Genomic DNA, 18875 nt, shown 5'->3' with positions numbered 1-18875 from the left:
GATGGGAGCGCTCGCACGGTTCTCACTCGGCCGGCGGGCGCTCGTGGCGCTCGTCACCGTGTTCATCGCGGTGTTCGGCGTCCTCTCCGCCGGGCAGCTCAAGCGGGAGCTGATCCCCCCGCTCGAGCTGCCCGTCATCTCCGTGTCGACGCTCTACCCGGGGGCGTCCCCCGAGGTCGTGGACGCGCAGGTGGGAGAGCCCCTCGAGACGGCCCTGCAGGCCGTGGAGGGGCTCGAATCCTCGCGGTCCACGTCGCAGTCCGGCTTCAACGCGGTCCAGCTGGAGTTCGCCTACGGCACAGACCTGAACCGGGCCCGGTCCCAGGTGGACCGGGTGGTCGCCAACCTCGGGCCGCAGCTGCCGGAGGAGGCGGAGACCTCGTCCTTCGCGGGCTCCGTCTCCGACTTCCCGGTGGTCTTCCTCGCCCTGTCCGGGGACGAGGACCTCAACACCCTGCGCCGCCGCGCCGAGGACGTCCTGGCCCCGCGGCTGCAGAAGATCGACGGCGTCCGCGGCGCCGACGTGCTCGGCGGCACGGACGAGAACGTCTCCGTGGTCCCGGACCCGGCCGCGCTCGCCGCCGCCGGGCTGACCACCTCCGACATCACCGACGCGCTCGAGGAGAACGCCGGCCTCTTCCCCGTCGGCCAGGTCACCGAGGGCGCGACCACCTATCCCGTCCAGGCGGGCGCCGCCGTCGAGGACCTCGAGGGCCTGCGGGGGATCGTCGTCGCTCCCTCCGGCGACGGCGAACCGCGCACCCTGGACGAGGTCGCCGACGTCACCCTCGTGGCCGCGGCCCCCACGTCCCTGACCCGCACCGACGGGGTGCCGACGCTGTCCGTCTCCGTGACCGCAACCCCGGACGCCGACCTCGTGGCGGTCTCTCAGGCCGTGCGCGACGCCCTGCCGGAGCTGGCGTCCGTGGTCGGCGGCGGCGCGGACCTGACCGTGGTGTTCGACCAGGCCCCGTTCATCCAGCAGTCCATCGACACGCTGTTCCAGGAGGGCCTGCTGGGCCTGGCGTTCGCCGTGCTGGTGATCGCCGTGTTCCTGCTCTCGGTGCGCTCCACCCTCGTCACCGCCGTGTCCATTCCGCTGTCCCTGCTGGCCGCCCTCATCGGGGTGGCGGCCTTCGGCTACTCCCTCAACACGCTGACGCTCGGGGCGCTGACGATCTCGATCGGCCGGGTCGTGGACGACGCGATCGTGGTGGTGGAGAACATCCGCCGGCACCTCGGCCTGGGCGCCGACCGGCGCACCGCGATCCTGGACGGCACGCGCGAGGTCGCCACCGCGATCACCGCCTCCACCCTGGTCTCCGTGGCCGTGTTCCTGCCCATCGCCTTCGTGGGCGGCCTGGCCGGCGAGCTGTTCCGGCCCTTCGCCGTGACCGCCACGGTCGCCCTGCTGGCCTCCCTCCTCGTCGCCCTGACGATCGTGCCGGTGCTGTGCTGGTGGTTCCTGCGCGCGCCACGGCACGGGGCCGAGCCCGCGCCCGCCGTCGCCGGCGACCGGCCCGTGGCGGCCGGCGGATGGCTCACCCGGGCCTACCGCCCGGTGCTGCGCTGGACGCAGCGACACACCGTGGTCACCCTCGCCGCCGCCCTGGCGCTGCTGGCCGGCACGGCCGCGCTGGTCCCGCTGATCCCCACGAACCTCCTGGGCGACTCGGGACAGAACTCGTTCGTCGTCACGGCGGAGCAGGAGCCGGGGGCGTCGCTGGAGACCACGGCCGCCGCCGCCGAGCGCATCGAGCGCGTGCTGCTGGACACCGACGGCGTCGAAACCGTCCAGTGGACGGCCGGCACTGCCGCCGGTCCGATGGGGGCCTTCGGCGGCTCCTCGGCGGACCGGGCGCGGTTCACAGTGGTGACCGACCCGGATGCGGACCAGGTGGCCCTTCAGGACGGGGTGCGCGCCGAGCTCACGGGTCTCGACGGCGTGGGCGACGTGTCCGTCTCCACACAGCAGGGGCCGAGCGGCGGCCAGGACATCGAGGTGGCCGTCTCCGCCCCCGACCCGCAGGCCCTCACTGCGGCCGCCGATCAGGTCGCCGAGGCGCTGCGGCCCGTCGAGGGTGCCCGCGAGGTGACGACGCCGGCCTCGGACCTGCGCCCGACGTTCCAGGTGGACGTGGACACCGTCGCCGCCGCCCGGCTCGGCCTGACCGAGGAGGCGGTGGCCGGCCAGGCCGCCGCCGCCCTGCAGGCCGTGCCCGTGGGCGAGGTCCGCTTCGGGTTCGAGAGCTTCGCAGTGCAGCTGGGTGACCCGGAGCCGGTCGAGTCCCTCGACGCCCTGCGCCAGGTGCCTGTGGAGACGGCGGAGGGACCCGTGCCGCTGGCGGACCTCGCCGAGGTCTCGCGCGTGTCCGTGCCCGCCCGGGTGACGTCCTCGAACGGCGAGCGGACCGCCGTCGTCACGGTGACCCCGGACGACGAGGACCTCGGGGCCGTCTCACGCCGGGTCACGCAGGCCGTGGCGGAGCTGGACCTGCCCGAGGGCGTCACCGCGGCCGTGGGCGGCGCGGCGGAGCAGCAGGCGCAGACGTTCCGGGACCTCGGGCTGGCGTTGCTGGCCGCCGTGGCGACCGTGTACGTCGTGCTGGTGGCGACGTTCAACTCGCTGCGCCAGCCGCTCGTGCTGCTCGTGTCGATCCCCTTCGCCGCCACGGGCGTGTTCCTGGCGCTGCTGGCCACCGGCACGCCCCTGGGACTGTCCACGATGATCGGGCTGCTCATGCTGGTGGGCATCGTGGTGACGAACGCGATCGTGCTGATCGACCTGATCAACCAGTACCGACGCGACCGCGGAATGCCCTTGGACGAGGCCATCGAGGTGGGCGCGCTCAACCGCGTGCGCCCGGTGGTGATGACGGCCCTGGCCACCGTCCTGGCCATGACCCCGATGGCCCTGGGCGTCACGGGGCACGCGGGGTTCATCTCCCAGCCCCTCGCGGTGGCCGTGGTGGGCGGCCTGGTCTCCTCCACCCTGCTCACCCTCGTGCTCGTGCCCGTGCTGTACCGGCTCACCGAGGTCCGCGGGGAGCGCCGCCTGCAGGAGGAGCGCCGTGTCGCGGCCGAGCGGGAGGCGCAGCGCGTCGCGGCCGAGCGGGCGGCCAAGCAGGAGCGCCGGGACGAGCAGGGAAGCGCGGCCCCGTCCGAGCTCGACGCCGGACGCCTCGGCCGACTCCGGCAGCGCCTCCGCCGGCGGTGGCGCCGGGCCTGACCGCTCACGCGTGGCGCGGGCCGGGGCGGCGGGGCGCACCCCCGCCGCTCAGGCGCCGTCGTGCACCGCGAGGCTCGAGCCGCGCCGGTCCTTGCGCACCTCGAGGCGCACGCCGATCTCCTGCCTCATCCGTTCGACGTGGGAGACGAGGCCCACGGTCCGGCCACCGGTCCGCAGGGTGTCCACGACGTCCAGGACGTCGTCGAGGGTGTCCGCGTCGAGCGAGCCGAAGCCCTCGTCCACGAAGAGCGTGTCCAGTTCGATGCCGCCGGCTTCGGCCTGCACGGTGTCCGCGAGCCCCAGGGCGAGGGCGAGGGAGGCCATGAAGGTCTCGCCGCCCGAGAGCGTGGCCGGGTGGCGCGTCTCGTCCACGTAGTGGTCCCGGATGACGAGTTCGAGGCCCTTGTTCCCGCGCCCGCCCACGGCGTCGGAGTACTCGATCGAATACCGCTGGTCCGTCATGGCGAGCAGACGCTCGGTGGCCGCGGCGGCGACCTCCTCGAGCCGCCCGGCGAGGACGTAGCTCGTCAGGGGCATCTTGAGCAGGTTCTCCCCGCCGCCGCGGACGAGGTCGAGCAGCCCCCGCACCCGCGTGTGTTCGGCGATGAGCCCGGCGGACCGCTCCAGGACCTCGGTCAGGGCGGCCGACTGCCGGCGCACCGTGGCGACGAGCGAATCGAGCCGCCCGACCGCCGTCGCCCGGGACGAGCTCGCGGCCTCGGCCGCGGCGAGCGCCTCGGCGACGGCGCGGGTCTGCTCCTCGGTCGGCGGCTCGACGCCCGCCTCGGCGAGGGCGCGGCCCCGGCGGACGGGCTCGCTCGCCTCGAGCTCGGCGAGGCGGGCCCGTTCGGCATCCCACTCCTGCACGGCGGCCGTGCGGGCGGCGGCGTCCGTCTCCTCGAGGCGGGCCGCGCGCGCCGCGTCGACGTCGTCGAAGTGCTGTTCGGCCAGCGTGGCGGCGAGCGCCTGGCCGGTCTCGTCGGCGACCGCCCGGGCGCGCGCGTCCTCGTCCTGCGCCGCAGCGAGGGCGGCCAGGACCCGGCGTGCGGCGGTGACCTGGTCGCCGCGGGCGTCGAGGCTCTCGGCGTCGCCGCGGGCGGCCTCGACGGCGTCCCGCAGCTCGCTCAGTCGGGCGGCGCGGTGGGCGGCGGCCTCGGCGAGCCGGCCGTCCTCGGCCGCGAGCGCGGCGGCGGTCTCGTCGGCCCCGGCGTGCTCCTTCTCGGCGGCGGTCAGCCGGCGGCGGTCCGCGGCGAGGTCCTTCGCCGCCTGGTCCAGCGCGGCCCGTTCGGCCTCGGCGCGCTCGAGCGCCTCTCGCGCGGCCTCGGGTGCGAGCCCGGCGGCGGCCTCGCGCGCCGTGCGGAGGGTCTGCTCGGCGGCGCGCAGGGTGGTCTCGGCGTCGGTCACGGCCCGGTCGGCCGCGGTGCGGGCCTGCTCGGCGTCCCGCACGTCCGCCTCGGTCACCGTGGTGTCCGCGGTGGCGGCCGGGGCCGGGTGCTCGGGCGAGCCGCACACGGCGCACGGCTCGCCGGGCACGAGCCGCTCCGCCAGTTCGGAGGCGGCCTGCTCGTACCGGGCATGCAGCAGACCGACGTGTCGTTCGGCGGCCTCACTCCGCCGCTCCTGTGCCTCTCGGTGGGCCCGGGCCGCGGTCTCGACCTCGACGGCGCGGGCGGCCGCGGCCTCGGCGGCCGTGCGGCGCGCGGCGGCCTCGGACACGGCGCGGTCCACGGCCTCCCGGACACCGAGACGCTCGGTGCCGCGTTCGACGGCCGAGCGGAGTGCCGCGACGGCCGCCTCACGCTCGGGGCGGGACTCGACCAGGGCGGCACGGTCGCGGTCGATCTCGGCCCGCCGCTCCGCCGCGGCGGCCGCCTCCTGCTCCAGCTCGCGCATCCGGTCACGGTCCCGAACCGCGCGCGCCACCGCCTCCGCGGCGCGCTCGGCCTCCCCCAGCGCCTGGCGGGAGGCGGGCGTGTCGGCGGCCCCGTCCGCCCGGGCGGCGGCGAGCCACGCCGCCGCGGTCGGCTCGTCCTCGACGTGCGCCAGGGCCTGCGTCACCGCCTCCGACGCGGTGCCGGCGGCGTCCGCCGCCGCGGTGGCCCGCTGCGCGGCGGTGAGCACCCGCCCGGCGCGCTCATGGGCGTCGACGGCGCGGCGCCGCGCGGCGGCGGTCTCAGCCTCGGCGTCGTGGTCGCGTCGACGGCGCCCCCACGCCTCGGCCGCGGCCAGGTCCCGCCCGCGGGTCTCCAGCTCACGCGCCGTCACCCGAGCCTGCTGCTCGGCGGCGCGGGCCGTGGCGAGGCCGGCCCGTGCGTCCTCGTGCGCGCGACCCGCGCGCTCAGCGGCGAGGGCGAGCAGCCGCTCGTCCGTGTCCGGTGACGGCTCCGGCGCATGCCAGTCCGGGCCGAGCGCCTCGTGGAGCGCCTCGGCCAGCTGCGCCCGCGCAGTCCGGGCCACGTCCGCGTCCACGGCCACCGCGGTGTCCAGCCGGGCCGTCTCGCCGCGCAGGTGCTCCTCGACGCCGTCGAAGCGCTGCGTGCCGAAGAGCCGCCGCAGCAGGACGCGGCGCTCATCCGACTTCGCGGTGAGGAACTGGGCGAACTGCCCCTGGGGCAGCAGGACCACCTGCATGAACTGCTCGGCGTCCAGGTGCAGGACGGCCGCGATCTGCTGGCCGACCTCGTCCGCCCGGGTGAGCGGCGCCGTCCATTCCCCGGCCACGCGTTCCCGCAGGGAGACCGTGGCCGGCGTGGTGACGGTGGCGCCTCCCGCCGCGCTGCGTCGCCGGCGGGGCCGCTCGTGCTTGGGTGAGCGGACCACCTCGAAGCGCCGGCCCTGCACGGTGAACTCGACCTGCACCTCGGGGATCACCGCGCCCGGCTCGCGCAGCGTGGTCACGAGCGACTCGGCCGACCGTCCGCCCGGCACGGTCCCGTAGAGGGCGAAGCACAGCGCGGCCAGCACCGTGGACTTGCCCGCGCCGGTGGGCCCGTCCAGCAGGAACAGGCCGGCCGCGTTGAGCCGGTCGAAGTCGACGTCCTGCGCCTGGGCGTAGGGCCCGAGCCCCTCCAGGCGCATCCGATGGATCCTCATGCGCGCACCTCCGCCGCGCGGGCGGCCTCGAGGGCGTCCCGCAGCAGGTCCTGCTCGGCCCCGCTGGCCGGCCGCTGCCGGACGTGGTCCACGAAACCGACCGCGAGCGCGTGGTCCGAGGGTGCCTGCCGCAGGACCTGGGCGTAGGTCCGCTCCCGGGTTCGCCTCCCGCCGGCCGGTTCGTGGCGGAAGACGAGCACGGAGGGGAACCGGGTCTTCAGGCGCTCCAGGGCCCGCTCGGGGCGTTCGTCGTCGGTGACGGTGACCTGCACCCAGCACTGCTCCGCCCACGCGAACTCCGGGGACTCCAGCAGGTCCTCGATCGGCCCGGACAGCACCGCCAGGCGCCGTCCGGCGTCCCAGTCCACGGCCTCGACGTCGGTGACGGCCCCGCCCGTGACGTGGACGAGCCAGCCGCCCTTGCGGTGGCCCGCCTCGGCGAAGGAGTACGGCAGCGGAGAGCCGGAGTACCGCACGTGCTCGGCCAGCCGCTGCCGGCCGTGCAGGTGGCCCAGGGCCGCGTAGTCGAGCCCGTCGAACACGGAGACCGGCACCTGCCCCAGCGTGCCCACCAGCATCTCGGGCGGGGCGTCCGGTTCGACGTGCTCGCCCTCGCCGATGTCCCGTTCGGACTCGGAGCCGTGGCCCCCGGCCGCGAACAGGTGGGCCAGCACGACGCCGGCCACCGGCTCCGGCGCCTCGGCGCGGCGGGCGGCCAGATCGGCGTGGACACGGCGGACCGCCTCCGTCAGCACGGCCGTGTGGTGGGGCGCCACGCCCCAGGCAGGTCCCTGGTGACGCGGTTCGAGGTAGGGGATGCCGTAGACGGCCACGGTCTGGCCTGCGCCGCCGTCGATCCCGGGCTCGGTGAGCAGCACCGGGCGGTCCAGGTCCGCGGCGTCCGCGCGCACGTGCACGCCCGCGGCCGCCAGGAGTCCGCCGCCGAAGCCGAGGCGCACCGCCGAGTCGTGGTTGCCGCTCGTGAGCACCACCTGGGCGCCGGCCGCGTGCAGCCGGGAGAGCGTCCGGTCCAGCAGCCGGACGGCGTCCGCCGGCGGCAGCGCGCGGTCGTACACGTCCCCGGCCAGCAGGACGGCGTCCACGCCGCGCTCCGTCACGGTCGCGACCAGGGCGTCCAGGACCTCCTCCTGGGCCTCGAGCAGCCCGGTGCCGTGGAACGACCGGCCCAGATGCCAGTCCGAGGTGTGCAGCAGGATCATGCGGCCCACTCTAGGGAGGGTGCGGACGGGATAAGCGCGGCGCGGCGCGGCTCGTACGATGGCGGCATGTCCGCCACCGCGCCCGAACCCCCCGCCTCCTCGTCCACGCCCCTGCCCGGCCCCGAGCACGCCGACCGGGTCCTGGCCCTCCTCGCGGCCGGCGCCGCCGGGGACGCGCTGGGCGGCGTCGTCGAGTTCACCCCCGCGTCGGGGATCGCGGCCGTGCACGGCCCCGCCGGCGTCACCGACGCCGCGGACCTGCTCGCCCAGGAGGGCGCCCACGCCCTGCCGATCACCGACGACACGCAGCTGACGCTGTACGTGCTCGACGGCCTGCTCGAGTGGATCGAGTGGCAGAACGACGGCGTCCCGGCCGATCCCGCCGCGTGCGTGTGGCTCGCGTGCCTGCGCTGGTTCGCCACGCAGGACGGCGCGCTGCCCGAGGGCGCTCCCCCGGCCCCGCCCCGCTGGATCGACGCGCACGCGGAGCTGAAGGTGCGCCGCGCGCCGGGCACCGCGTGCCTGAGCGGGCTCGCCGAACCGGGGATGGGCCTGCCGGGCGAACCGCACAACCCGGGCTCGAAGGGCTGCGGGACGGTCATGCGCTCGGCCCCGTACGGGATGGTGCCGGGGCTCGAGGACCCGCACGTCGTGTCCCTCGCCCGCCAGGGGGCCGTCCTCACGCACGGCCACCCCACCGCGTGGGTCGCGGCGGCCGCGTACGCCCTCGTCATCGCGGCTCTGCTGCGCGGCCTGGACCTGGCCGCCGCGGTCGCGCACGCCCGCGCGTGGCTCGACAGCCTGGGCGAGGAGGCCGAGGAGACCCGCGCCGCCGTCGCCGCGGCGATCGACCTGGCCGGCACCGTCGACGCCGACCCCGGCGCCCCCGGCGCCCTCCCCACCGCGCTCGGCGAGGGCTGGGTCGCGGAGGAGGCCCTGGCCATCGCACTGTATGCCGCGCTCACCGCGCAGGCGGCGCACCCGGCCGATCCGGCGGCGGCGCTCGCCCTGGCGCTGCGGATCGGCGTGAACCACGACGGCGACTCCGACTCCACGGCCTCGCTGGCCGGGCAGGTGCTCGGCGCCGCGCACGGCACCGCCGTGTTCGGCGCGCACGACCCCGCGGCCGAGGCCTCCGTCCCGGGGTGGATCGCCGAGCGCGAGGTCGTCCTGGAGGCCGCCCGGCGCTGGAGCGCCGCGACCACCTGAGCGGTTCAGCGCGCGGCGTCCGGCCAGTTCCCGTCGAGCATCTGCAGGAACTCCCCCTCGGAGACCAGGGCGATGGCCTGCCCCCGGTCCCGCCGGCGCAGGGCGTCCCGCGTCTTGCGGTGCGCCAGCGCCGTGGTCACGGCCTGCGGTGCCCCGTCCTCGGCGCGCGGGCGGTGCAGGTCCGCGGCCTCGAAGCCGTCCCCCACGACGAGCATCGTGGTGGCCGCGCCCACCCGGTTCGCGGTCTGCGCTCCGTGCGCGGCCGCGCGCGTCTTGGCACTCTGACGCGACATGCCGATGCCGCCCGTGAACACCACGGTCTGGCCGAACAGGGGGTGGCCCGGGTCGGCGGCCGGGTTCGGGAGCGGATTGACGCCCTCGTCCGGCCAGCGCATGAAGTCGGGCATGGCGCGTTCGTCCCGCAGCGGGACCCGCGCGTCGAAGACGCCCTCGGTGCGCCGGGCCTGGCGGGTGGCCTTCGACTCGGCGCCCGATCCCGCCGCCCGGGGGGCGAGGACGCTGACGCTCAGCCCCTGGGCCCGCATCAGGCGGTCGACGCCGCGGCCGGCCGGCGCGTCGGTCAGCCCGGGCAGAACGTCCGCGTCGGCCGGCGGCGCTCCCAGCACGCGCCGGCCGATGTCCACGAGGATGGCCGCGCAGGCCTCGGCGTCGGCCAGTGCGTCGTGGTGGCGTCCCGGGGTGAAGCCGGCCTCGCGCGCCGCGGAGGGCAGGGCGTACGAGGGCAGGTCGTAGACGCGGCGCGCCAGCACCAGGGTGCACACGAACTCCAGGCCCGGCACGTCCCGGCCGGAGACCTCGAGGCCGGACTCGATGACGCCGACGTCGAAGCCCGCGTTGTGCGCCGCGAGCACGTCCGTCCCCACGAAGTCCGCGAGCTCGTCGTACACCTGCGCGAACCGGGGGGCGTCCAGGACGCGGTCCTCGGTGATGCCGTGGATGCGCACGTTGCGGGGATCGAACCGGTCGAAGCCGACGGGCGGACGGATCAGCCACTCGGCACGGTCCACCATGACCCCGTCCCGCACCCGGACGGCGCCCACGGCACACGGGGAGCCGCGGAAGCCGTTGGCGGTCTCGAAGTCGATCGCGGTGAAGTCCAGCCCCGGCACGGGGGCGCGCCCGCCGCTCACGGGCGCGCGTCGAGCGCGTCCACCAGGTAGGGCAGCAGGGCGCGGAAGGCGTGCCCCCGGTGGCTGATCGCGTTCTTGTCCTCGGGGCTCAGCTGCGCGGTGGACATGTCCCGGCCCTCGGGCCGCAGGATCGGGTCGTAGCCGAAGCCGCCGTCCCCCACGGGCTCGCGCAGCAGCGTGCCGGGCAGGCGGCCGTGCTCGACGTGCTCGACGTGGATGGCCCGGGCGCCCGCGGCGTCCGGGCCGCTGGGGACCGCGAGCGCGGCGGCGCACACGAACTGGGCACCCCGATGCTCGTCCGGCACGTCGGCCAGCTGGGCCAGCAGCAGCTCGAGGTTGGCACGGTCGTCCCCGTGGCGCCCGGCCCAGCGGGCCGAGAAGATCCCGGGGGCGCCGTGCAGCACGTCCACGGCCAGACCGGAGTCGTCCGCGACGGCGATCAGCCCGGTGTGTGCGGCCACGGCGCGGGCCTTCTTCAGCGCGTTCTGGGCGAACGTGACGCCGTCCTCGACGACGTCCGGGGCGCCCACGGCGCCCGCGTCCACCACCGCGGTCTCCACCTCGAGGCCGGGCACGGCACCGGCGATCAGCTGGCGCAGCTCGCGCACCTTGCCCGCGTTGTGCGTGGCGAGCACGACGCGGGCGCCCTCCGGCAGGCCCGGCGACGAGGCGGCGGGCGCGCTCACGCCCGGTCCTCCGTGGCGGCGGCCAGGGTCTCGGCCTGGATGCGGGCCAGCTCGCCCGTGCCGATCAGGGCCAGGTCCAGCAGGGTGTCCAGCTCGGCGCGGGTGAACGGCGCGCCCTCGGCGGTGCCCTGCACCTCCACGAACTCCCCGGCCCCGGTGACGACCACGTTCATGTCCGTCTCCGCCTTCACGTCCTCCACGTACGGCAGGTCGAGGACGGGCACCCCGTCCACGATGCCCACGGACACCGCGGCGACGGAGTCCTTGAGGACGGCGGCGCCCTTCGCGAGGATCCCCTCGCGCCGCGCCCAGGCCACCGCCTCGGCGAGGGCGACGTAGGCGCCCGTGATGGCGGCGGTGCGGGTGCCGCCGTCGGCGTCGAGGACGTCGCAGTCCAGGACGATGGTGTTCTCCCCCAGGGCGGACAGGTCGATGACGGCGCGCAGGGACCGGCCGATCAGGCGGGAGATCTCGTGGGTGCGCCCGCCGATCCGGCCCTTGACGGACTCGCGCTGGCTGCGCTCGTTGGTGGCCCGCGGGAGCATCGCGTACTCGGCGGTGACCCAGCCGGTCCCCTCGCCCTTGAGCCAGCGCGGCACGCCCTCGGTGAAGGAGGCGGTGCACAGCACGCGGGTGTTCCCGAACTCGATCAGGGCCGAGCCCTCCGCCTGCCGGGACCAGCCCCGGGTGATGGTGATGGGGCGCAGCTCGTCGACGGCGCGGCCGTCCGGGCGGGGGGCGGTGGGGGCGGGAGAGCTCATGGCCTCCAGTCTAGGCACGCCCTCAGACGCCGTAGCTCAGCCCCGAGACGGCGACGGCCAGCGGGCCGTCGTACACCTCGCGGGCCTCCTGGACGGCGCGCTGCGGATCGTTCCACACCGGCAGGTGTGTGAGCAGCAGCTTCCGGGCCCCGGCCTGCGCCGCCGTCTCGCCGGCCCGTCGGCCGGTCAGGTGGACGCCGTCGATGCCGTCGTCCCGGCCCTCGTGGAAGGCGGCCTCGCACAGGAACACGTCCGCGTCCCGCGCGGCCTCGACGAGCCCCTCACATGCGTCGGTGTCCCCGGAGTAGGTGAGCACGCGGGTGGTGACGTCGCCGTCGTCGTCGACGCGGTCCACCTCGACCCGGATCGCGTAGGCCTCGTCGATGGGATGGCGCACGGGGACCGGGGTGAACCGGAACGGACCGAGCCGCTCGGTGCGGCCGGCGGCCCAGCACCGGAACTCGAAGTCCTGGTGCATCCCCGGCTCGGGGTCCATCCCGTACGCCTCGGCGATGCGGTCGGCGGTGCCGGCGGGTCCGTAGACGGGCAGCCGGCCGCGTCCCCAGCCGGCCGGGTTCCAGCGGATGGCCACGTGCATCCCGCACAGGTCCATGAAGTGGTCCGGGTGCAGGTGGGAGAGCAGGATGCCGTCCAGGTCCTCGAGCTCGACGTAGCGCTGCAGCACGCCGAGGGCGCCGTTGCCGAGGTCGAGCAGGATCCGCCACGTGCGCGGGGTGACGCCGTCCTCGGCCACGCCCTCGGCGGTGAGGAGGTAGCACGAGGCGGGCGAGCCCGGGCCGGGGAAGGACCCGGAGGCCCCGATGATGGTCAGCTTCACGTCACACCCTCCTGCTCGGGGCCCGGCCGGACGGAGGCCGCCGAGCGCGTCGGGACCGGCGCGGCCGCGGGGCGGGGCGCGCCGATCGTCTCCAGGCGTCGCACGGACTCGACCTCGGGTCCGAGGAAGCGGCGCGCGAGGGCCTGGAAGTGGTCGGGGTCGCCGGTGGCGGCGAAGCGGTGGCGGGTGGCCTGGCCGGAGCCCGCGGCCGAGTGGGGGTGCTCGAGGCCGAGGCGGACCAGCTCCCGGTAGAGGTCCTTGGCGGTCTCCTCCGCGGAGGAGACGAGCGTGACGTCCTCCCCCATCACGAGGGAGAGCGCGCCGGTCAGCAGCGGGTAGTGGGTGCATCCCAGCACGAGGGTGTCCACGCCCGCCGCACGCAGCGGGGCCGTGTACTCCCGGGCGGTCTCCAGCAGTTCGGGGCCGGTGGTGATGCCGGCCTCCACGAACTCCACGAACCGCGGGCACGCGACCGAGGTGATCTCGAGGTGCGGGGCGGCCGAGAACGAGTCCTCGTAGGCGCGGGACCCGACGGTCGCCTCGGTGCCGATCACACCGATCCGGCCCGTGCGGGTGGCTGCCACGGCGCGGCGCACGGCGGGCTGGATCACCTCGATCACGGGGATGCCGTGGCCTCCCGTGTAGCGCTCGCGGGCGTCGCGCAGCACGGCGGCCGACGCGGAGTTGCACGCGATCACGAGCGCCTTGACGCCGCGCGCGACGAGCTCGTCCATGATCGCCAGGGCGAGGGCCCGTACCTCGGCGATGGGCCGCGGGCCGTACGGCGAGTGCTCCGTGTCGCCCACGTAGAGGATGGACTCGTGGGGCAGCTGGTCCATGATCGCCCGGGCCACGGTCAGCCCGCCCACGCCCGAGTCGAACACGCCGATCGGCGCGGCGGCGTCCACGGCGGCGCGCTGGCCGCTCACTGCTCGCCCTCCGCGTCCCCGGCGCCCGGCGCGGACTCGTCCGAGCCCTCGGGCAGCTCGCTGAGCATCTCCGTCATGAGCGTCTCCAGCAGCCACGAGGTGAAGTTGTAGAGCAGGGCCATGGTGGACTCGACGTCCTCCGCGCTGCGCCAGTCGTCCACGGCGTGCACGCGGGCGGCGTCCTCCTCGGTCTCGACGCCCAGGCGGGCCGCGAGGACGAGGCGCACGTCGTTGAGCGCGCGGCCGAAGGCCGGCGCCTGGTCGTGCGGGACCTCCACGCGCGTCGAGCGCAGCAGCTCGAGGGCCAGGCGCGCGTCCGCGAGCTTCCCCTCCGACAGGGCGTCCTCGGTCAGGGCCCGGTGGGCGCCCTGTTCGGCGGCGCCGGCCTGGGGCATCGCATCCGGCAGGAGGCGTGCGACGGCCGGGTCGGTGGGGGCCGAACGCTGCGGCTCCGGGTCCTGGCTCAGGTGCAGCCCGGAGACCAGCCCCCAGAACGCGGCGTCGGACGCGTCCAGCCCGGCCACGGGGCCCGCGTCCTGCGCGGCGGACACGGACGGCGGCGCCGCCGGGGGATCTTCGGGCGTGTCGACGCCGTCCTCGGCGGCCGGGGCCTCGGCGGGGTCCGCCTCGGCGGGGCGCACGTCCGCGCGTCGGCCCTCGAGCAGGGCGACGACGTCCCTGACCAGCCCGCGCAGCAGGCGCACCTCCGGCAGCTCCAGCTGCGCCGTGTACCCCCGCCGCGTCCAGCGGAACCGTTCTGCCATGCCCCTCCTCAGTCCTCCGCCTGCTCCAGCGTGGCCCACAGCCCGTAGCCGTGCATCGCGCCCACGTGCAGCTCGGCCTTCTCCTTGGTGCCCGTCGCCACCACGGACCGGCCCCGCTCGTGGACCTCGAGCATGAGCCGCTGCGCCTTGGCCGCGGAGTAGCCGAAGTGGGTGCGGAACACGTAGGCCACGTAGCTCATCAGGTTCACCGGGTCGTTCCACACCACCACGTTCCACGGCCGGTCCCGGGCTGTGTCCTCGTGAGGCCGCTCCAGCAGGGCGGTGTCGGTGGCGCCGGCGGGGACGGACTCACCCGGCGCCGGACGCACGGCGCGCGGCGCGGACGGATCGTGGCGGGTCAGCACGGACATGCGCCCCAGTGTACGAGGCGGGCGGGCCAGGACCGGCCCCGCCACGGTCCACTAGGGTGGGGGCGTGAGCCAGAACCCCGTGCCCAGCGCCCCGCGGACCGCCGACGACTGGCAGATCCCCACGGCGCTGATGACCGACCACTACGAGCTGACCATGCTCCAGGCCGCGCTGAAGGCCGGCACCGCGCACCGCCGCTCCCGCTTCGAGCTGTTCACCCGACGCCTGCCCAGCGGCCGCCGCTACGGCGTGGTGGCCGGCGTGGGCCGCGCGCTGGAGGGCCTGTCCCGCTTCCGGTTCGACACGCCCGAGCTCGACTTCCTCGCGGACACCACCGCCCTCGACGACGCCACGCTGGCCTGGCTGGCCGACTACGAGTTCACGGGTGACATCGTGGGCTACGCCGAGGGCGAGGCCTACTTCCCGCACTCCCCCCTCCTGCAGGTGGAGTCGACGTTCGCCGAGGCGTGCATCCTGGAGACCTACCTGCTCTCCATCTACAACTACGACTCCGCCGTGGCCTCCGCAGCCTCCCGCATGACGGCCGTCGCGGACGGCCGCCCGTGCGCCGAGATGGGCTCGCGCCGCACGCACGAGGAGTCTGCCGTGGCCGCCGCCCGCGCCGCGGCCATCGCGGGCTTCACCGCCACCTCGAACCTCGAGGCGGGCCGCCGGTACGGCATCCCGACCGTCGGCACCGCCGCCCACTCCTTCACCCTGCTGCACGACTCGGAGCGCGCCGCCTTCGAGGCCCAGGTCGCCGCGCTCGGGGCGGACACCACCCTCCTCGTGGACACGTATGACGTGGAGCAGGGCGTGCGCACCGCGGTCGAGGTTGCCGGCCCGGCCCTGCGGAACGTCCGGGTCGACTCCGGCGACCTCGTGATCCAGGCCCACCGCGTGCGCGAGCTGCTCGACGAGCTGGGCAACACCGAGACCGGGATCATGGTCACCTCGGACCTGGACGAGTACGCGATCGCCGCCCTGCGCTCCGCCCCCGTCAGCTCGTACGGCGTGGGCACGCGCCTGGTCACCGGGTCCGGCGCGCCCACCGCCTCCATGGTCTACAAGCTCGTGGCCCGCCAGGACGACGACGGCACGTGGGTGGACGTGGCCAAGGCCAGTTCCGGCAAGGCCAGCCGGGGCGGCCGCAAGGAGGCCGCGCGCCGCCGCGACCCGCGGGGCCGGGCCACCGCCGAGGTGATCGGCGTCAACCGCGGCGCCGCGCCCGACGCCGACGACCGTCCCCTGCTGCACCGTTTCGTGCACGCCGGCGAGCTGGCCGAGGGCTGGACCGGCCCCGAGGCCGTCACCCGCGCCGCCGAGCGGCACGCCGCCTCCCTGCGCGAGCTGCCCGCCTCGGTGGGCCGCCTGCAGCCGGGCGACCCCGCCATCCCGACCATCTTCCTGGAGGACTGACCCATGGAGAACCTGAACCGCGCCCTGGTGATCGTGGACGTGCAGAACGACTTCTGCGAGGGCGGCGCCCTCGGCGTGACCGGCGGCGCCGCCGTCGCGGCCGGGGTCAGCGAGCACCTGGCCGAGCACGCGGACGCCTACGCGTCCGTGGCAGCCACGCGCGACTGGCACGTCGACCCGGGCACGCACTTCGCCGCGGCCACCGGCGCCGAGCCGGATTTCCGCACCACCTGGCCGGTGCACTGTGTGTCCGGCACCGCCGGCGCCGAGCTGCATCCCGACCTGGACGCCGAGCACCTCGACGCCGAGTTCCTCAAGGGCCTGCACACGGACGCCTACTCCGGCTTCGACGGCGCCCTCGGCGAGCCCGACGCCGTCCCGACCGGGGCCGCGGGCGAGCGCCCCTCCGGGACCGTCGGCCCGTACGGGGCCACCGCCGTGGCCGCGGCCGCCGTCGAGTCCGGCGCCCCCGGCCTCGACGAGTGGCTCCGTGAGCAGGGCGTGGACGCGATCACCGTGGTGGGCATCGCCACGGACCACTGCGTGCGCGCCACCGTGCTCGACGCCCTCGACGCCGGCTACGAGGTCACCGTGCTGACCGACCTGGTGGCCGGCGTCGACGAGGCGGCCGCCCAGGCCGCGCTCCACGAGATGGAGGCCGCCGGGGCCATCCTGGCGACCTCGTGAGCGGGTTCGGCCCCGAGCGGCACCGGCGTCGCCTCTGAGGCGCCGCACGCCGAGACAGTGACGAATGTCACTCGATGCGGCATGATGGAGGCACGCGGCCCCGGCGGGCGTGCCGGAGCCGGTGCCCGACGCAGACGAGGAGAGCAGCCATGACCGACTCCCCCATCGCCGCAGACCGGGACGGCATCCGCTACCTCTCCGGGGTGATCCCCGCCGCCGACGGCGGCCGTCTGGTCGGTCTGGCCCGCGTGGTCTCCGACGGCCACACCATCGCCTACCTGCAGGACATCCTCGTGGATCCGGGGCACCAGCGCCGCGGCATCGCCTCCGAGCTGCTGCGCCGCGTTTTCGCCCGGTTCGGCCAGGTGCGTCAGCACGTGCTGCTCACGGACACCGAGGAGCGCCAGCGCGCCTTCTACGAGGCCCATGGATTCCGCGAGTCCCGTGACGTGGAGGGTGACGAGCTGCGCGCCTTCGTGCGCTTCCAGTCCCGGGACGGCTGAGCCCGGCGCTCAGGCCGACACGGCCTGCCGCTCCCCCCGGGCGGGGGCGGCGGCGAGATCGCCGAGCCGCTCGGCCTCGTGCGGGCCGGGCTTCATGGCGCGCAGCGCGTTGACGATGGCCACGACGTCCACGAGCTCCTGGAACAGCGCGCCGACCAGAGCCGGGATGGCGCCCGTGGCGGCGATGACCATCAGGACCAGGGAGAGCGCGATGCCGACCCAGATCGACTGCGTGGCCACCTGCAGGGTGCGCTGGCCGGCGGCCACGGCGACGGCGACCTTGGAGACGTCGTCGGCGAGCACCACCACGTCGGCGGACTCGGAGGCGGCGGTCGAGCCGCGGGCGCCCATGGCCACGCCCACGTCCGCGGCGGCGAGCACGGGGACGTCGTTGACGCCGTCGCCGACCATCATCACCGGGCGCTCCGGGCGCTCGGAGAGCAGGCGGACCTTGTCCGCGGGCAGCAGGTCCGCGTGGACCTCGTCGATGCCCGCCTCCCTGGCGATGTGCCGTCCGGTGGCCTCGGCGTCGCCGGTGAGCATGAGGACCTGTCGTGCGCCGAGGCGGTGGAGCGCCTGCACGGTGGCGGCGGACTCGGGGCGGATGCGGTCGGCCAGCAGCAGGACGCCGGCGAAGGCGCCGTCCACGGCCACGTAGACGGCGGACTGACCGGGGGCGAGGTCGGCGGTGACGGTGTCCGGGGCGGCCTGCGTGACGTAGGCGCGCTTGCCGACGACGACGCGCCGACCCTCGAGCACCGCCACGACCCCGTGGGTGGCCTCCTCCGTGGCATCCTGCGCGGTCGCCAGGGACAGCCCGCGCTCCTCGGCCGCCGCGCGGATGGCGTCGGCGAGCACGTGCACGGAGTACTGCTCGGCGGAGGCGGCCAGGCGCAGCAGCTCGTCCTGGGCGAAGCCGGCGGCCGGGCGCACGCCGACCAGCTCGGGGCGGCCGGCGGTGAGGGTGCCGGTCTTGTCGAAGCCCACGGTCTGCACGGAGCCGAGGGCCTCGATGGTCCCACCCGACTTCACGATCACCCCGGACGTGGCGGCGCGGGACATGCCGCCGAGGAAGGCCACCGGAGCGGCGATGAGCAGCGGACACGGCGTGGCCACCACGAGCACCTCGGCGAAGCGGACCGGGTCCTGGGACAGCCACCAGGCCAGGCCGGCGATCAGGTAGGCGACGGCGGTGAACGGCACGGCGTAGCGGTCGGCCAGGCGCACCATGGGGGCGCGGGACTCGGCCGCCTGCTGCACGAGGGAGACGATGGCCGCGTACTGCGAGTCGGCCGCGGAGGCGGTCGCCTCGAGCACGAAGGCGCGGGTGCCGTTGAGCGCGCCGGACATCACGGCCGAGCCGGTGCGGTGCGTGACGGGCAGGGACTCGCCGGTCAGGGAGGACTCGTCCAGGTCCACGGCGACCTCCCCGCCGTCCTCGGCGGAAGCCACGGTGCCGTCCACGGGAAGCACCTCGGCGGGACGCACCAGGAGCCGGTCGCCGGCACGCACCTCCTCCACCGGCACGTCCTCCACGGAGCCGTCCGGGCCCAGGCGATGCGCGCGCTGCGGGGCGCGGTCCAGCAGGGCGGACAGATCCCGCCGAGCGCGGCCGGCCGCGTAGTCCTCGAGGGCCTCCCCACCGGTGAGCATCAGGCAGACGAGCACGGCGGCGAGGTGCTCCCCCACCAGCACGGTGGCGACGATCGCGGTGACGGCGAGGATGTCCACACCCCAGTGCCCGCGCATCAGGTCCCTGACCATGCCCACCGAGGTCCACGCGGCCACCACCAGGGCATACGCCGAGGCGATCCAGCGCGCCGGATCCTCCGCCCCCGCCAGGTGCAGGCCGAGGGTGAGGGCGACGACGACCAGCGTCGCGAGCACCCACGGGTACCGCGCGGCGAAGCCGAGGACGGCGGGGCGCGACGACGACGGGGACGGGGCGGACACGGGCATGGCGACTCCTGACATCGTGCCCCCATTCCAGCCCGTCCCCGTGCCGGGTGCCAGCCAG

Annotated in this window: 15 protein-coding genes; 5 read left to right on the top strand and 10 right to left on the bottom strand. The window is 75.8% G+C overall.

The features are described 5' to 3' along the window. The first annotated feature begins 1 nt into the window (after nucleotide 1). On the top strand, nucleotides 2-3229 hold the full coding sequence (locus AC0VX0_RS03865; RefSeq protein ID WP_377635794.1) for an efflux RND transporter permease subunit: 3228 nt from the start codon (nucleotides 2-4) through the stop codon (nucleotides 3227-3229). Between the two features lie 48 nt (nucleotides 3230-3277). Here AC0VX0_RS03865 and AC0VX0_RS03860 read toward each other — a convergent pair whose 3' ends face one another. After that, nucleotides 3278-6322 carry an AAA family ATPase gene (locus tag AC0VX0_RS03860; RefSeq protein ID WP_101965555.1) on the bottom strand — a complete coding sequence of 1015 codons (3045 nt, stop codon included), beginning with the start codon at nucleotides 6320-6322 and terminating at the stop codon, nucleotides 3278-3280. Then, a complete protein-coding gene (locus AC0VX0_RS03855) occupies nucleotides 6319-7542 on the bottom strand; it encodes an exonuclease SbcCD subunit D (protein WP_101965556.1) in 1224 nt (407 codons plus the stop codon). Before AC0VX0_RS03855 ends, AC0VX0_RS03860 begins: the two co-directional genes overlap by 4 nt. 66 nt (nucleotides 7543-7608) lie before the next feature. Here AC0VX0_RS03855 and AC0VX0_RS03850 point away from each other — a divergent pair, with 66 nt between their 5' ends. Continuing rightward, nucleotides 7609-8751 carry an ADP-ribosylglycohydrolase family protein gene (locus AC0VX0_RS03850; RefSeq protein ID WP_377635796.1) on the top strand — a complete coding sequence of 381 codons (1143 nt, stop codon included), beginning with the start codon at nucleotides 7609-7611 and terminating at the stop codon, nucleotides 8749-8751. Nucleotides 8752-8756: 5 nt separating this feature from the next. Here the strand turns inward: AC0VX0_RS03850 and AC0VX0_RS03845 are convergent, their stop codons facing one another. From AC0VX0_RS03845 to clpS, 7 genes are read right to left on the bottom strand one after another with little or no spacing between them, the layout of a single operon-like run. Further along, entirely contained in the window at nucleotides 8757-9902 is a 1146-nt protein-coding gene (locus tag AC0VX0_RS03845; protein WP_180537277.1) for a 3'-5' exonuclease, read from the bottom strand. Beyond that, the gene (locus AC0VX0_RS03840; protein WP_221845038.1) at nucleotides 9899-10588 is read right to left on the bottom strand and encodes a non-canonical purine NTP pyrophosphatase; all 690 of its coding nucleotides are present in this window, start codon (nucleotides 10586-10588) and stop codon (nucleotides 9899-9901) included. Before AC0VX0_RS03840 ends, AC0VX0_RS03845 begins: the two co-directional genes overlap by 4 nt. Next, complete coding sequence (gene rph / locus AC0VX0_RS03835) at nucleotides 10585-11349, bottom strand: ribonuclease PH (RefSeq protein WP_036382145.1); 765 nt, start codon at nucleotides 11347-11349, stop codon at nucleotides 10585-10587. Before rph ends, AC0VX0_RS03840 begins: the two co-directional genes overlap by 4 nt. A 22-nt stretch (nucleotides 11350-11371) precedes the next feature. Next, complete coding sequence (locus tag AC0VX0_RS03830) at nucleotides 11372-12187, bottom strand: MBL fold metallo-hydrolase (protein ID WP_115165143.1); 816 nt, start codon at nucleotides 12185-12187, stop codon at nucleotides 11372-11374. Next, nucleotides 12184-13116, bottom strand: a complete 933-nt coding sequence (gene murI, locus AC0VX0_RS03825; RefSeq protein WP_041103213.1) for a glutamate racemase — start codon at nucleotides 13114-13116, stop codon at nucleotides 12184-12186. The genes AC0VX0_RS03830 and murI overlap by 4 nt, the downstream gene beginning before the upstream one ends. Beyond that, nucleotides 13113-13880: a DUF2017 family protein gene (locus AC0VX0_RS03820; protein WP_036313009.1), complete on the bottom strand. Its 768-nt coding sequence runs from the start codon at nucleotides 13878-13880 to the stop codon at nucleotides 13113-13115. Before AC0VX0_RS03820 ends, murI begins: the two co-directional genes overlap by 4 nt. 8 nt (nucleotides 13881-13888) lie before the next feature. After that, on the bottom strand, nucleotides 13889-14251 hold the full coding sequence (clpS, locus tag AC0VX0_RS03815; RefSeq protein ID WP_002857236.1) for an ATP-dependent Clp protease adapter ClpS: 363 nt from the start codon (nucleotides 14249-14251) through the stop codon (nucleotides 13889-13891). A gap of 64 nt (nucleotides 14252-14315) precedes the next feature. Here clpS and AC0VX0_RS03810 point away from each other — a divergent pair, with 64 nt between their 5' ends. From AC0VX0_RS03810 to AC0VX0_RS03800, 3 genes are all read left to right on the top strand, one after another. Beyond that, on the top strand, nucleotides 14316-15668 hold the full coding sequence (locus AC0VX0_RS03810; RefSeq protein WP_036313014.1) for a nicotinate phosphoribosyltransferase: 1353 nt from the start codon (nucleotides 14316-14318) through the stop codon (nucleotides 15666-15668). Between the two features lie 3 nt (nucleotides 15669-15671). After that, the gene (locus tag AC0VX0_RS03805; protein ID WP_221845041.1) at nucleotides 15672-16355 is read left to right on the top strand and encodes an isochorismatase family protein; all 684 of its coding nucleotides are present in this window, start codon (nucleotides 15672-15674) and stop codon (nucleotides 16353-16355) included. A 149-nt stretch (nucleotides 16356-16504) separates the two neighbouring features. Beyond that, nucleotides 16505-16858 (top strand): GNAT family N-acetyltransferase, encoded by a 354-nt coding sequence (locus AC0VX0_RS03800; protein ID WP_036313021.1) that lies wholly within the window; start codon nucleotides 16505-16507, stop codon nucleotides 16856-16858. A gap of 9 nt (nucleotides 16859-16867) precedes the next feature. Here the strand turns inward: AC0VX0_RS03800 and AC0VX0_RS03795 are convergent, their stop codons facing one another. Next, on the bottom strand, nucleotides 16868-18817 hold the full coding sequence (locus AC0VX0_RS03795) for a heavy metal translocating P-type ATPase (protein WP_036313024.1): 1950 nt from the start codon (nucleotides 18815-18817) through the stop codon (nucleotides 16868-16870). Between the last annotated feature and the right edge of the window lie 58 nt (nucleotides 18818-18875).

This window comes from Micrococcus sp. iso_26, from assembly GCF_056172975.1.
This window is presented reverse-complemented; position numbering and strand designations above follow the sequence as displayed.